The organism is Leucobacter aridicollis (assembly GCF_013409595.1).
In the GTDB taxonomy this organism is placed as follows: Bacteria; Actinomycetota; Actinomycetes; order Actinomycetales; family Microbacteriaceae; genus Leucobacter; species Leucobacter aridicollis.
In genome coordinates this window covers 2016995-2030448 of record NZ_JACCBD010000001.1, presented here as the reverse complement: position 1 = coordinate 2030448, position 13454 = coordinate 2016995, and the positions used below count along the sequence as shown (strand labels likewise).

Annotated in this window: 12 protein-coding genes; 10 read left to right on the top strand and 2 right to left on the bottom strand. The window is 68.1% G+C overall.

All coding sequences use genetic code 11. The features are described 5' to 3' along the window. Window positions 1-44: 44 nt before the first annotated feature. From BJ960_RS09380 to BJ960_RS09350, 7 genes are all read left to right on the top strand, one after another. On the top strand, window positions 45-1145 hold the full coding sequence (locus tag BJ960_RS09380) for a TerC family protein (RefSeq protein ID WP_185987096.1): 1101 nt from the start codon (window positions 45-47) through the stop codon (window positions 1143-1145). Window positions 1146-1560: 415 nt separating this feature from the next. After that, a complete protein-coding gene (gene leuC, locus BJ960_RS09375; protein ID WP_185987095.1) occupies window positions 1561-3018 on the top strand; it encodes a 3-isopropylmalate dehydratase large subunit in 1458 nt (485 codons plus the stop codon). Window positions 3019-3020: 2 nt separating this feature from the next. Then, complete coding sequence (gene leuD / locus BJ960_RS09370) at window positions 3021-3623, top strand: 3-isopropylmalate dehydratase small subunit (RefSeq protein WP_185987094.1); 603 nt, start codon at window positions 3021-3023, stop codon at window positions 3621-3623. A gap of 150 nt (window positions 3624-3773) precedes the next feature. Continuing rightward, window positions 3774-5081: a UDP-N-acetylglucosamine 1-carboxyvinyltransferase gene (murA, locus tag BJ960_RS09365; protein ID WP_259125186.1), complete on the top strand. Its 1308-nt coding sequence runs from the start codon at window positions 3774-3776 to the stop codon at window positions 5079-5081. 77 nt (window positions 5082-5158) lie between these two features. Further along, the gene (locus BJ960_RS09360; protein ID WP_185987093.1) at window positions 5159-5932 is read left to right on the top strand and encodes a lysophospholipid acyltransferase family protein; all 774 of its coding nucleotides are present in this window, start codon (window positions 5159-5161) and stop codon (window positions 5930-5932) included. Next, window positions 5929-7029 (top strand): NAD(P)H-dependent glycerol-3-phosphate dehydrogenase, encoded by a 1101-nt coding sequence (locus BJ960_RS09355; RefSeq protein WP_121072477.1) that lies wholly within the window; start codon window positions 5929-5931, stop codon window positions 7027-7029. The genes BJ960_RS09360 and BJ960_RS09355 overlap by 4 nt, the downstream gene beginning before the upstream one ends. Further along, on the top strand, window positions 7026-8195 hold the full coding sequence (locus BJ960_RS09350; RefSeq protein WP_185987092.1) for a D-alanine--D-alanine ligase family protein: 1170 nt from the start codon (window positions 7026-7028) through the stop codon (window positions 8193-8195). The genes BJ960_RS09355 and BJ960_RS09350 overlap by 4 nt, the downstream gene beginning before the upstream one ends. Before the next feature lie 97 nt (window positions 8196-8292). On the opposite strand, the gene BJ960_RS09345 is transcribed toward BJ960_RS09350, so the two are convergent. Further along, the gene (locus BJ960_RS09345; protein WP_307814622.1) at window positions 8293-8850 is read right to left on the bottom strand and encodes a DUF3515 family protein; all 558 of its coding nucleotides are present in this window, start codon (window positions 8848-8850) and stop codon (window positions 8293-8295) included. 86 nt (window positions 8851-8936) lie between these two features. Here BJ960_RS09345 and thiL point away from each other — a divergent pair, with 86 nt between their 5' ends. Together thiL and BJ960_RS09335 are read left to right on the top strand one after the other, a co-directional pair. After that, entirely contained in the window at window positions 8937-9998 is a 1062-nt protein-coding gene (gene thiL, locus BJ960_RS09340) for a thiamine-phosphate kinase (RefSeq protein WP_307814623.1), read from the top strand. Between the two features lie 50 nt (window positions 9999-10048). Then, window positions 10049-10675: an SIMPL domain-containing protein gene (locus BJ960_RS09335; RefSeq protein ID WP_185987091.1), complete on the top strand. Its 627-nt coding sequence runs from the start codon at window positions 10049-10051 to the stop codon at window positions 10673-10675. Between the two features lie 4 nt (window positions 10676-10679). On the opposite strand, the gene BJ960_RS09330 is transcribed toward BJ960_RS09335, so the two are convergent. Then, window positions 10680-11987 (bottom strand): PucR family transcriptional regulator, encoded by a 1308-nt coding sequence (locus tag BJ960_RS09330; RefSeq protein WP_185987090.1) that lies wholly within the window; start codon window positions 11985-11987, stop codon window positions 10680-10682. A 115-nt stretch (window positions 11988-12102) separates the two neighbouring features. On the opposite strand from BJ960_RS09330, the gene gabT reads away from it, so the two are divergent. After that, window positions 12103-13437 carry a 4-aminobutyrate--2-oxoglutarate transaminase gene (gabT, locus tag BJ960_RS09325; protein WP_121072467.1) on the top strand — a complete coding sequence of 445 codons (1335 nt, stop codon included), beginning with the start codon at window positions 12103-12105 and terminating at the stop codon, window positions 13435-13437. Window positions 13438-13454 lie beyond the last annotated feature (17 nt).

Sequence of the window (13454 nt, the reverse complement as noted above, 5' to 3'; positions counted from 1 at the left end):
AGTTTCGCGCACCCTGCGCCAGCCCGAAGGAGAATGTCTCTACCGTGACAACCGCCCTGCCTCTCTGGTTCGAAGTTGGATCGATGGTGTTGCTCACCGTGATCCTGATCGTCGACCTGCTGCTCATCATCAAGCGGCCCCACGTTCCATCGATGCGTGAAGCAAGCCTCTGGGTCGGCTTCTACGTGCTGCTCGCGCTGCTATTTGCCGGGGCGATCTACCTCCTCGGCGACGCGCAGCACGCGACGGAGTTCGTCGCCGGCTGGCTCACAGAGTACAGTCTGTCGATCGACAACCTGTTCGTGTTCGTCCTGATCCTCGGCGCCTTCAAGGTCCCGAGCGCCTACCAGCAGCGCGCCCTCATGATCGGCATTGTGCTCGCGCTCATCTTCCGCGGCATCTTCATCCTCGTCGGCGCCGCGATCATCGAGCGCTTCATCGCGGTCTTCTTCATCTTCGGTGCGTGGCTCATCTGGACCGCGTGGCAGCAGGTCAAGCCCGGCGGGCACGAGGACCAGGGCGACAGCTGGCTGATCCGCCAGGTGAAGAAGGTCATGCCGTTCAGCGACGAGTACGACGGCGGCAAGCTCCGCACCACCGTCGACGGTAAGCGGATGTTCACCCCGTTCCTGCTCGTCCTCATCTCGCTCGGCGCGACGGACCTGCTGTTCGCCCTCGACTCAATCCCCGCGATCTTCGGCATCACGCAGAGCCCGTTCATCGTCTTCACCGCGAACGTGTTCGCGCTCATGGGTCTGCGCCAGCTGTACTTCCTCCTCGGCGGGCTCCTCGAAAAGCTGCCGTACCTCAAGTACGGCATCGCAGCGATCCTCGCGTTCATCGGGGTCAAGCTGATCCTGCACGCGCTGCACGAGAACGAGCTGCCGTTCATCAATGGCGGCAACCACGTCCCTGTGCCTGAGATCAGCACCGGCACCTCGCTCCTGTTCATCCTCGCCGCGATGGTCATCTCGACCGTTGCGAGCGTGCTGAAGGCTCGCCAGGTTGCGAAGGCAACCGGCGAGACGCTGCACCTCGGCGCCGCCGAGCCGCACCAGGACGGTCAGCACGGCACCGGCACCGGTACCGGTACCGGTACCGGTACCGCAAGCGGCACCGGCGACAGCCAGCACAGGGCGGAGTAGCGCAGCGCAACTGGCGCAGTAGCGCAGCGCAACTGGCGGAGTAGCGTAGCGCAGCTGGCGGAGTAGCGCAGCGCAACCGGCGCAGTAGCGCAGCGTGAGGGGCGGAACGCCCGCGCCACACACGATTCGTGACACGAGGCCGCCCGGACCCTCCAATAGGAGATCCGGGCGGCCTCGCTGCGTCGGGGTGTCCGAGGCCCGGGTGCTGCGCGACACGGACTGGAAACGCTGCCGCGGGAATTCATTGCATGGGCCGAGTGTTAGACTCTTCATCATGCGTCAGCGGCACCTGCTTCTTCGTGGCCGCGACGGGATCTAGCCAACGGCCGCCCGTCGCGGGGTTCTTGCACGGCCGATCCACTAGCGCGCGCCACCGTTGTTTGCGCGTTGCAACGCAAGAGAATGAAGAGAAGCAATGACTGATTCGAAGCCCCGTACGCTGGCCGAAAAACTCTGGGACGACCACGTTGTCGTGAAGGGGGAGGCGGGAGATCCCGATCTCATTTACATCGACCTGCACCTCATCCACGAGGTCACCAGCCCGCAGGCGTTTGACGGCCTGCGCGTCGCGGATCGCCCGCTGCGCCGGGTCGACCTGATGATCGCGACCGAGGATCACAACACCCCGACGCTGAACATCACCCGTCAGATCGAGGATCCGACGAGCCGCGTGCAGATCGACACGCTCCGCAAGAACGTCGAGGAGTTCGGCGTGCGCTCGCACCCGCTCGGTGACAAGGAGCAGGGCATCGTCCACGTCGTCGGGCCGCAGCTCGGACTCACCATGCCCGGCATCACCGTCGTGTGTGGCGACAGCCACACGTCGACGCACGGCGCCTTCGGTGCGCTCGCGTTCGGTATCGGCACGAGCGAGGTCGAGCACGTCATGGCGACGCAGACGCTGTCGCTGAAGCCGTTCAAGACCATGGCGATCAACGTCGAAGGCGAACTGCGCCCCGGCGTCACCGCGAAGGACATCATCCTCGCGGTCATCGCGAAGATCGGCACCGGCGGCGGCCAGGGCTACGTGCTGGAGTACCGCGGATCGGCGATCCGGAACCTGTCGATGGACGGGCGAATGACCATCTGCAATATGTCGATCGAGGCCGGCGCGCGCGCCGGCATGATCGCCCCCGACGAGAAGACGTTCGAGTACGTGAAGGGCCGCGAGGCGGCTCCGACTGGCGCGGACTGGGATGCAGCGGTCGAGTACTGGAAGACGCTGCCGACCGACGAGGGCGCCGTCTTCGACGCCGAGGTCACCATCGACGCGAGCACGCTCGAGCCGTTCGTAACCTGGGGGACCAACCCCGGCCAGGGCGTGCACCTGAGCGAGACCGTACCGAACCCCGCCGAGATCGCCGACGCCAACGAGCGAGCCGCCGCCGAGCGCGCGCTGGAGTACATGGACCTCGAAGCCGGAACTCCGATGAAGGAGATCAAGGTCGACGCGGTCTTCATGGGTTCCTGCACGAACGCCCGCCTCGACGACCTCCGCGAGTTTGCGAGCATCATCAAGGGCAAGCAGAAGGCCGACGGCGTGCGCCTGATGGTCGTGCCAGGGTCGGCGCGCGTTCGCCTCGAGGCCGAAGCCGAAGGAATCGACAAGATCGTCGAGGAGTTCGGCGGCGAGTGGCGCTTCGCGGGCTGCTCGATGTGCCTCGGCATGAACCCCGACCAGCTTGAGCCGGGGGAGCGCTGTGCGTCGACCTCGAACCGCAACTTCGAGGGCCGCCAGGGCAAGGGTGGGCGCACCCACCTCGTCTCGCCGCTCGTCGCCGCGGCGACCGCGATCCGCGGCACGCTGTCGAGCCCGTGGGACCTGCAGGCCGATGCGCCCGAAGCCAGCGCGAACGAGAAGGTGGAGGCGTAATCATGGAAAAGTTCACCACGCTGAACGCGACCGCAGTCCCGCTGCGCCGCTCGAACGTCGACACCGACCAGATCATCCCCGCGGTCTTCTTGAAGCGCGTCACGAAGACAGGGTTTGACGACGCGCTCTTCTATCACTGGCGCCAGGACTCCGAGTTCGTGCTGAACCAGCCCGAGTACGCGGGTGCCGAGATCCTGATCGCCGGCCCCGACTTCGGTACGGGCTCGTCCCGCGAGCACGCCGTCTGGGCGCTGCGCGACTACGGGTTCAAGGTCGTCATCTCGGCCCGCTTCGCCGACATCTTCCGCGGGAACTCGGGCAAACAGGGGCTCCTCGCAGCCCAGGTCGCCGAGGCCGACGTCGAGCGGCTGTGGGCCGTCGTCGAGGCGGACCCCGCGACGCAGGTCTCGGTGAACCTTGAGGACCGCACCGTGACGGCCGGCGACCTGACAGTCTCATTCGACATCGACGACTACACTCGGTGGCGGCTCATGGAGGGTCTCGACGACATCTCCCTGACACTACGCAACGAGTCCGCAATTACTGAGTTTGAGGCGCGTCGCCCGGGCTGGATGCCCACGACACTGCCCGCCACGAACGCCTAGGAGGCACCCACGTTGAGCAACGCAGAGCAGACGGACGCACCGGAGATCCCGGAGGGTCTGACGAAGCCGAACGAGGAGGAGACCGCATCCAGGGCCCTCCAGCACGACGCCGCAAACCAGGGCGCGAAGGTCGGCCTCACCTCTGATGAGATCATCATCAAGGGCGGTACTCCGCTGAAGGGCCGCATCGAGGTCCGCGGCGCGAAGAACCTCGCAACGAAGGCCATGGTGGCGACGCTCCTGGGGAAGACCCCGAGCGTGCTGCGCAACGTTCCGAACATCTCGGACGTGCGGGTCGTCGCCGGACTGCTCGCGCTGCACGGCGTGCTCATCACCAAGGGCGAGGACGCCGACGAGTGGCATTTCGACCCGTCGAACGTTGAGGTCGCCCACAAGGCCGACATCGACGCACACGCGGGGTCATCGCGCATTCCGATCCTGTTCTGCGGCCCGCTGCTTCACCGCCTCGGCGAGGCGTTCATCCCTGATCTCGGCGGCTGCCGGATCGGCGACCGCCCGATCGACTTCCACCTCGACGCGCTCCGCGAGTTCGGCGCCGTCGTCGAGAAGCTCCCGAGCGGCATCAGCCTGACCGCGCCGAACGGCCTGAAGGGTGCGAACATTGAGCTGCCCTACCCGTCTGTCGGCGCGACCGAGCAGGTGCTGCTGACCGCGGTGCTCGCTGAGGGCCAGACCGAGCTGCGCAACGCGGCGATCGAGCCGGAGATCATCGACCTCATCTGCATCCTGCAGAAGATGGGCGCGATCATCTCGATGGAGCCGAACCGCGTGATCCTCATCGAGGGCGTCGACGAGCTCCGCGGCTACGACCACAAGGCGATCTTCGACCGGAACGAGGCCGCGAGCTGGGCAGCAGCCGCGCTCGCGACCAAGGGCGATATCTTCGTCGGTGGCGTGCGTCAGGAAGAGATGATGACCTTCCTGAACGCGTACCGTAAGGTCGGCGGCGACTTCGACGTGCACGACGACGGGATCCGCTTCTGGCACCCGGGCGGCGACCTGAAGCCCGTCACGATCGAGACCGACGTGCACCCCGGCTTCATGACCGACTGGCAGCAGCCCCTCGTCGTCGCGCTCACGCAGGCGAACGGCACCTCGACGATCCACGAGACCGTCTACGAGAACCGCTTCGGGTTCACCGACGCGCTGAACACGATGGGCGCGAACATCGTCGTGCACCCGAACGGCCTGAGCGAGGCCGGTCGCCGCGTGAAGCGCCGCGAGTTCGAGCAGGCCGCGGTCATCACCGGGCCGACCCCGCTCACCGCGGCAGACGTCGTCGTCCCCGACCTGCGTGGCGGCTTTAGCCACCTCATCGCAGCAATGATCGCGGAGGGCGAGTCGAAGGTGTCGAACATCGGCATCATCGCGCGCGGGTACGAGAACTTCATTGAGAAGCTCCGCCTGCTCGGCGCCGACTTCGTCTTCGAGGCCTAGGGCACGAATATTCGTGAGTCCCGCGCCGCACTGGCGCTTATGCAGTTGCGTGCGCGGGATTCGGGGATAATTGAACCATGACGAAAACGGTGAAGCTGCGAAGCCAGCCCGGGGCGGAGAAGCGCAAGCCCTCGATGTTTTGGCTGCTCGCGGGGCTCATTCTGCCCGTGTGGTCGCTGATGGTTCGCTACCGCTTTACGCCGAAGTCGAAGCTTCCGAAGTCCGGCCCGTTCATCCTCGCGCCGAACCATTTCAGTGAGATCGACCCCATCGCGATGGGCGCGGCGATCTGGCACCTGGGGCGCGTGCCCCACTTCATGGCCAAGGAGAGCCTGTTCAAGGTTCCCGTGCTCGGCTGGATGATGCGCAAGAGCGGCCAGATCCCCGTTGAACGCGCCGGTGCGACCCGTTCGACGGGACTCGACAACCCGATGAGCTCGGCGAGCAAGCTCATCGAGAACCAGGGCGGCGTGATCGTGTACCCCGAGGGGACGCTCACCCGCGATCCTGATCTGTGGCCGATGCGCGGCAAGAGCGGGGCCGTCCGGCTCGCGCTCGAGAGCGGTATCCCGCTCATCCCCGCGGCCCACTGGGGCACGCAGGAACTCATGCCGCGCTACGGCAAGTCCATTCGCCCGTTCCCGCGGAAGACCATCGAGGTCGCCATCGGCGAGCCGATGGACATGAGCGAGTTCGAGGGCCGGCACATCGACCAGAAGCTCATCAACGAGGCGACGAAGAAGCTCATGAACGAGATCACCGCGCTCCTCGAGGGCCTGCGGGACGAGAAGGCGCCGGAAGAGCGCTGGGATCCCGCGAAGCATCAGCAGAACGAGACGGGGCGTTTTTGAACTCGGCAGCAACGCGATCACCGCGCGGCGCGAAGGTCGCCGTCATCGGAGCAGGAAGCTGGGGCACGACGTTCGCGAAGGTGCTCTGCGACGCCGGCTCCGACGTGACGATCTGGGCGAGGCGCAGTGAGGTCTCCGACGAGATCCAGGTCGCGAAGCGCAACAGCCAGTACCTGCCGGGGGTCAACCTCCCGAAGACTCTGAAGGCGACCGCGAACCTCGCGGACGCGTTGCGCGGCGCGCGCCTCGTGTTCCTCGCGGTACCGAGCCAGTCGCTGCGCCAGAACCTGCACGACATCGAGCCGTACCTCGAGCCGACGAGCGTGCTTGTCAGCCTGGTGAAGGGCGTCGAGCGCACGACGACGATGCGCATGAGCGAGGTCATTCATGACACGCTCGACCTCGAACCCGACAGGATCGCCGTCGTCTCCGGGCCCAACATCGCGCTCGAGATCGCGAAAGAGCAGCCGACCGGCGCCGTCGCGTCGTGCGCGTCGATCGCCGTCGCCCAGGAGGTCGCGCAGGCCTGCTCCGCGCCCTACTTCCGCACGTACGTGAACCACGACGTCGTCGGTACGGAGCTCGGCGGGGTGCTCAAGAACCTCATCGCGCTCGCGATCGGGATCGTCGACGGCGTCGGCTACGGCGAGAACACGAAGGCGTCGATCATCACGCGCGGACTCGCGGAGATGACCGAGTTCGCCGTGGCACAGGGCGGCGACCCGATCACGCTCTCGGGCCTCGCAGGGCTCGGCGACCTCATCGCGACCTGCCAGTCGCCGCTCTCGCGCAACAACACCGCGGGCCGGCTCATCGGCCAGGGCTACTCGCAGGAGGAGACCAGGGAGCAGATGCAGCAGGTCGCCGAGGGCATCACCTCGGTCGCGCCCGTGCTCGAGCTTGCGAAGTCGCGCGGCATCGTCATGCCGATCGTGCAGCAGGTGGCGATGGTGCTTGACGGCGAGATGGAGCCGAAGAACCTTGGCCCCCATCTCGCAACCGAAGACGGAATTCCGCGCCGAGAGCTCGTGCTGAAGCGCGACTCGAAGCCGGGTTGGCGGCGCCTGTTCGGGCGCCGGAAGGAGCGCACACAGTGAGCGTAGTCCAGGCTGAGGATCTCAACCAGCAGCTCGACGAGCAGGCCGACCGGTCAGGATCGGGCGCGAAGCATCGCGTCGCCCTCGTCTTCGGCGGGCGGTCGAGCGAGCACGGGATCAGCTGCGTCACCGCCGCTGGGATCCTCCGCGCCATCGACAGGGAGCGATTCGACGTGACCCTCGTCGGCATCACGAAGCGGGGCGCGATGGTGCTCATGCACGAGGGCGATCTCGCCGATTACCGCCTCGACGCCCCGGCGCTTCCCGAGGTGCGCGACAACGGCACCCGCGTCATCTGGCCCGCGTCGGTGGACACCCGCGCGCTCACCCTCGTGTCGAGCGACGGCTCGCTGAGCTCCCTCGGAGCGATCGACGTCGTGATGCCGATGCTGCACGGCCCCTACGGCGAGGACGGTACCATCCAGGGCATGCTCGACCTGATCGACATGCCCTACGTTGGCTCGGGCGTGCTCGGGTCGTCACTGTGCATGGACAAGCACCTCGTGAAGGTCGTGCTGCAGAGCATGGGGATCCCGGTCGCGCCGTGGCGCACAGTCACCCGCGGCGAGCTTGACCGGAACCCCGCGATTCTCGACACGATCGACGCGGGACTCACGTACCCGCTGTTCGTGAAGCCAGCGCGCGCGGGATCGTCCGTCGGCGTGAGCCGCGTCACCGAGGCGAGCGAGATCCCCGCCGCCCTCGAGGTCGCGTTCGCTGAGGATCGCACGGTGCTCATCGAGTCCGGCATCACCGGCCGGGAGGTCGAGATCGCCGTGCTCGAGGGGCGCGAGGGCCAGCCGACGCGCACAAGCAGCGTGATCGGCGAGATCGTCGTGACCGGGCGAGACTTCTACGACTTCGAGGCGAAGTACCTCGGAGCTTCGGGCGTGCAGCTCGTGCTGCCTGCGAAGGTCACCGACGCGGAGTTCGCGGCGATCCAGGACGCCGCGGTGCGCGCGTTCGAGGGCACGCAGGCGCGCACGCTCTCACGGATCGACTTCTTCCTCACCGAGGACGGGCCCGTGCTCAACGAGCTGAACACGCTGCCGGGATTCACCCCCGCGTCGATGTACCCGATGCTCTGGGAGGCGTCAGGCATGAGCTACTCGGAGCTGATCACCGAGCTCATCGAGCTCGCGCTCGAGAAACTCCCCGCCTACTAGATCGCGAATCGGGGAGTAGCCGCGCCGTGCCGCGTGGCTCCTCGCCGTGCCGCTGGGCTACTCGCTGTGCCGCTGGGCTACTCGCCGTGCCGCGGGGCTACTCGCCGGCGGGCTCCTCGCCCGGCGCGTCGGCCTGCGGCGCGTCGGCCTGCGGCGCGTCGCCGAACTGGGAGTCGTCGATCGTGTCGGCGATGGTCGTGCACTTGCGTTCCTGCGGGAGCTTCTTCACCGAAGCGCTGAGCTCGGTGATGACGTTCGTTCCCGAGACGTCGTCGTCGAAGTTCACGACGACCTCAAGCCCGGGGCTGCGGCCGTACGCCTCGAACCGAAACATCGGTGCACGCGAGTCGTCGATGATCCAGTCCACGCCGTTCACGGAGACGCAGCTGTCGGTCGTCGGGCCGCTCGGCTCGATACCGCAGTAGAGCAGCACGCTTGCGGGATCGCCCCACGCGCCGGTGGACTGCGCGTTCGTGTAGCGGCGGTCGAGTCCGTCGACGGTCGAGGGGAGCCGCACGATCACGTCGGCGCACGCGGGGTTGTTCGCGTCGTCGGCGGGGATCATCGGGACGTCGCCAGAGCAGCCTGTGAGCATCGTCGTGACGGCTCCTGCTGCGAGGACGAGGGCGGCGGTACGAACGGTCCGAGTTTTCACGCTTCAACCTTATCCGGTGGGCGGTCCGGGAGCCGGTGAACGGGCTGAGTGGGGCGCGCCGCCCGGCGCCGCGGTAGCGTGGTGCTGTGCAGACAGTAGGAGAACTTGGTGAGGCGGGCGTGCTCGCCCGAATTCTTGCGCGGCTGTCACCCGCGGCCGCCGCGACTGTCGGCCCGGGCGACGACTGTGCAGTGCTCACGAGCGCCGGCGACATCGTGGTCACGACCGACACCATGATCGAGGGGCCAGACTTCCGCCTCGCCTGGCACGACGGGTTCGATCTCGGCTGGAAGCTCGCCGCGACGAACCTCTCGGACGTCGCCGCCATGGGAGCGACGCCGACCGCACTCACCGTGGCGCTCGCGTGCCCGAAGTCGACGCCCGTCGCGCTGCTCGAGGAGATTTCGCGCGGTCTGAGCGCGGCCTGCGCGGAGCTCGCGCCCGGGTGCGGCGTCGTCGGCGGCGATCTCGGGCAGGCGCCGGTGCTCACCGCGGCCGTCACCGCGCTGGGAGACCTCGAGGGCCGCGCCCCGGTGCTGCGCTCGGGTGCGCGCCCCGGCGACGTCGTCGCCTATTCGGGGACGCTCGGCCTGGCAGGTATGGGGCTCGCGCTCCTGTTCGAGCGCAGCGCCGACGATGCCGGCGTCGCGCACTCAGACGGGCTCGCGGAGCTGAGGTCGTCGCACGGCGCCGAGCTCGCGGCCCAGTTCGCGCCGCGGTCGCCGATCGCCGGCGGCCGCGCCGCGAGCGCGGCCGGCGCGACAGCGATGATGGACGTCTCCGACGGGCTCGCGCTTGACGCGGCGCGGCTGGCGCGCGCCTCACGCGTCGAGGTGCGGCTCAGCGGCGAGCTGTTGGAGGCCGGGTTCGGAGCGCAGCAGGGCGTCGTTGTGCCGCTGCGGGCGATGCTCGAGGGCGGTGAGGATCACGGCCTGCTCGCAACCTTCCCCGCTGGCGCCGCGCTTCCCGCCGGATTCCTGCCGATCGGCGAGGTTGGCGAGGCCGGTGTAGTTGGCGAGGCCGGTGTGGTTGGCGAGGCCGTGAACTCGACCGACGATCCCGCGCTGGGTTCGCTGAGCGTGAACGGTGAAACCTATGCTCCGGGTGGGTGGGATCCATACAATAAGCTCACGACGCTGAGCAGTTAGCTTGGCGGACGCTGCGGTCGCCCAGGGCGCCAGTTGAGGAGGATCTCCGGATGACGAACATTACCGTGATGGGTGCCGCCGAGGCGCGCGTGCCTGCCGACCAGGCCGATGTGTTCGCTTCAGTGGCGAGTCGTGACGAGTCGCGTGAGGCCGCGCTCCAGGCCGCGAACGCCGCGCACGCGGAACTCGTTGCGCGCGCGAAGGACCTCGTGGCGGAGGGCGCCGCGATCGAGTACGTCGCTGACCCCGTCTCGACCTATTCGAATACGTGGCGAGACGAGAACGGCAACACTGTCGTCGAGCATCAGGCGCATGCGAGCGTGCAGATCGTCTTGACCGCGCTCGATCGCGTTGGCGAGGTCGCCGCGCAGCTCACCGAGAGCGGTGCTGACGTTCGCGTCCAGTGGGAACTCAGCTCCGCGCTGCGCGACGAGTGGACCCGCAACCTGCGAAGCGCTGCCGTGCAGGATGCCCGGACCGCGGCCGAGGACTTCTCCGCGGCGATCGGCGCGCCCGCGCTCACGCTGCTCTCGCTTCGCGACGGCCGCTCGGGCGGCGGCGGTCCATCGCCCCTCGGCGACGCGCGGTTCGCGCGCGCCGCCGCGGCGCTACCGGAGGTCACCGTCGGTCAGATCTCCGTCAGCGTCCAGGTCGAGGCGACCTTCACCGCGGAGTAGCCCGCTACCGCCGAGCGGCAGGAGCGCTCGCAGCGATACGCAGCGCCGTCCACAGCTCCGAGCGCGTGTCGGGGGAGTCGATGTCGCGCTGCAGCAGGCTCGCCGCGGTCCGGATCCGGGCCCGCAGCGTATGCCTGTGGATCGCGAGCTCCTCGGCCGCGGGCGAGAGCTGGCCGTTGTGGCGGAGCCACGCCTCGAGGCTCCGCTCGATCTCGTCGCCGTGCTTGCGATCGTGCGAGCGGACGGGGGAGAGGAACCCCGACGCGCGGCGCCGCGCGTCCTGGCTCTCGCCGATGAGCTGCAGGAGCCCCGCGTGCATGGCGGGGCGATACTCGACGATCCGGTTCGCCGTTCCCGGCGAGCCGCCGGCACCCGGACGGGGCTGTGATCCTGATCCTGATCCTGATCCTGATCCCTCAGCGCCGCCGCGCCCCGCGGCCGCGCCCGGCTCGTCCGACCGCTCCTGCGCGAGCGCGTGCTCGAGCGCCCGGTCCGCCTGGGCGACGAGCTCGACGAGGTCGTCGAGCGAGCCGCGCTCCGAAAGCCCGCCCGGGATCCCGCGGGCGAGTCGCTTCACCGCGGGTATCTGGGCCGGTTCGCACACGATGAGCAGTCGGCCATCAACGACGCCCGCCGCGGTGCCGTCGCCGAGGTCCGCAAGCTCGAGGCCCGGCTGGATGCCGGGAAGCGCGACGACCGAGACCTGGCCGCGGGGGAGCCGCGGAAACAGCGGCCCCGCGACCTGATCGGCGAGGCCCCGGTGGCCAGCCATGAGCAACCGAAGGGTCGCCGTCGCGAGCGCGGCCTCAGACCGCGCGAGGCTCGACGACCTGGACCCCTGCCCGTGCGACTGGCTGAGCCTGTCGAGGTTCTGGGCGTGCACCGCGGCGTCGATGAGCCGGGCGGCGGCCCGCGTGATCGCGATGAACGGGGTGTCGTATGGGACGCGGATGAGCGGCAGGCCCAGGTGCTCGCACGCCTCGACGAGCGTCGGCGGGATCCTGTCCCAGCGGATCCCGACTCCGACGCCGAGCGCGGTCGTGCCCGCCGCGACGAGGCGCGACACGTACGCTTCGGCGGCGCGGATCCCGAGCGTGCCCTTGAACTGCGCGCCCGTCGTGAGCAGCACGGTGCGCGGCGTGAGGAAGGGCGTGGGGTCCGTGAGATCGGTCGAGTGGACCCATTGCACCGGCCGGGAGCCCGTCGTGTCGTCGCCGCCAGCGACGACCACGAGGCCAAGCTCGTAGTCGCGCAGCAGCGTCTCGAGATCGATCCACGAATGGATTGCCGGTTCGGCGAAATATTGCATCATCAATCGCCATTATGGCATCCTCCGCTGGGTGCATGCGGCCCTATCCTGGGAGGTGTCCGGCGCTGTGGTGGAGATCCGCTGCGGCGCTCACCCCTCACAACGTAAGGAGACATCCATGACTCTCACCGGCGGCCCCTCACTTCCGCAGGAGCGCAAGCTCGTCACCAGCATCCCCGGCCCGAAGTCGCAGGAGATCCTCGCGCGCAAGAACGCGGCCGTTGCGGCCGGCGTTGGCGTCGCGCTCCCCGTCTCCATCGTCGCAGCAGGCGGCGGCGTCATGGTTGACGTCGACGGCAACTCGCTCATCGACCTCGGCTCCGGCATCGCCGTGACCGGCGTTGGCAACTCGGCACCCGCAGTGGTCGAGGCCGTGACCGCTCAGGTCCAGCAGTTCACGCACACCTGCTTCACCGTCACCCCCTACGAGGGCTACATCGCCGTCGCCGAGAAGCTCAACGAGCTCACCCCCGGCGACCACGAGAAGCGCTCCGCACTCTTCAACTCGGGCGCCGAGGCAGTCGAGAACGCGATCAAGATCGCTCGCCACTTCACCAAGAAGAACGGCGTCGTCGTGTTCGACCACGCGTACCACGGCCGCACCAACCTCACCATGGGCATGACGGCGAAGAACATGCCATACAAGGACGGCTTCGGCCCGTTCGCCCCCGAGGTCTACCGCGTACCCACCTCCTACCCCTACCGCGACGGCCTGACCGGCGCAGAGGCGGCGCAGGTTGCCATCACCCAGATCGAGAAGCAGGTTGGCGCTGACAACCTCGCCGCGATGATCATCGAGCCCATCCAGGGCGAGGGCGGCTTCATCGCTCCCGCCGAGGGCTTCCTCCCCGCGCTCCAGGCCTGGGCCACCGCGAACAAGGTCGTCTTCATCCTCGACGAGGTGCAGACCGGCTTCGCCCGTACCGGCAACCGCTTCGCTGCCGACCACGAGGGCGTCGTTCCCGACCTCATCACCACCGCCAAGGGCATCGCTGGCGGCCTGCCGCTGTCGGCTGTCACCGGCCGCGCCGAGATCATGGATTCGGCTCACGCTGGCGGCCTCGGCGGCACCTACACCGGTAGCCCGATCTCGTGCGCCGCGGCGCTCGCAACGATCGACACCTACGAGAAGGAAAACCTCGCAGCTCGCGCAGGCGAGATCGGCGCGATCATCGCCGACTTCTTCGCTGAGCTCCAGAAGAGCGATGACCGCATCGGCGACATCCGTGGCCGCGGCGCAATGATGGCAGTCGAGTTCGTCGAGTCGGGCTCGAAGAACCCGGCGGCTGCGCTCACCAGCGCAATCGCAAAGCACGCCGCAAACGAGGGTGTTATCCTCCTGACGTGTGGCACCTACGGCAACGTGGTTCGCTTCCTGCCGCCGCTCTCGATCTCCGACGAGCTGCTCCGTGAGGCCCTCCAGATCGTCGCTGACGCGCTGGCAGCAAACTAGTTCTCGCTGCACCCACG

Bases quoted from the DNA above. Each gene is read 5' to 3' on its own strand.
- leuC (WP_185987095.1), top strand. From the start codon at position 1,561: ATGACTGATTCGAAGCCCCGTACGCTGGCCGAAAAACTCTGGGACGAC.
- leuD (WP_185987094.1), top strand. From the start codon at position 3,021: ATGGAAAAGTTCACCACGCTGAACGCGACCGCAGTCCCGCTGCGCCGC.
- BJ960_RS09360 (WP_185987093.1), top strand. From the start codon at position 5,159: ATGACGAAAACGGTGAAGCTGCGAAGCCAGCCCGGGGCGGAGAAGCGC.
- BJ960_RS09335 (WP_185987091.1), top strand. From the start codon at position 10,049: ATGACGAACATTACCGTGATGGGTGCCGCCGAGGCGCGCGTGCCTGCC.
- BJ960_RS09330 (WP_185987090.1), bottom strand. From the start codon at position 11,987: ATGATGCAATATTTCGCCGAACCGGCAATCCATTCGTGGATCGATCTC.
- gabT (WP_121072467.1), top strand. From the start codon at position 12,103: ATGACTCTCACCGGCGGCCCCTCACTTCCGCAGGAGCGCAAGCTCGTC.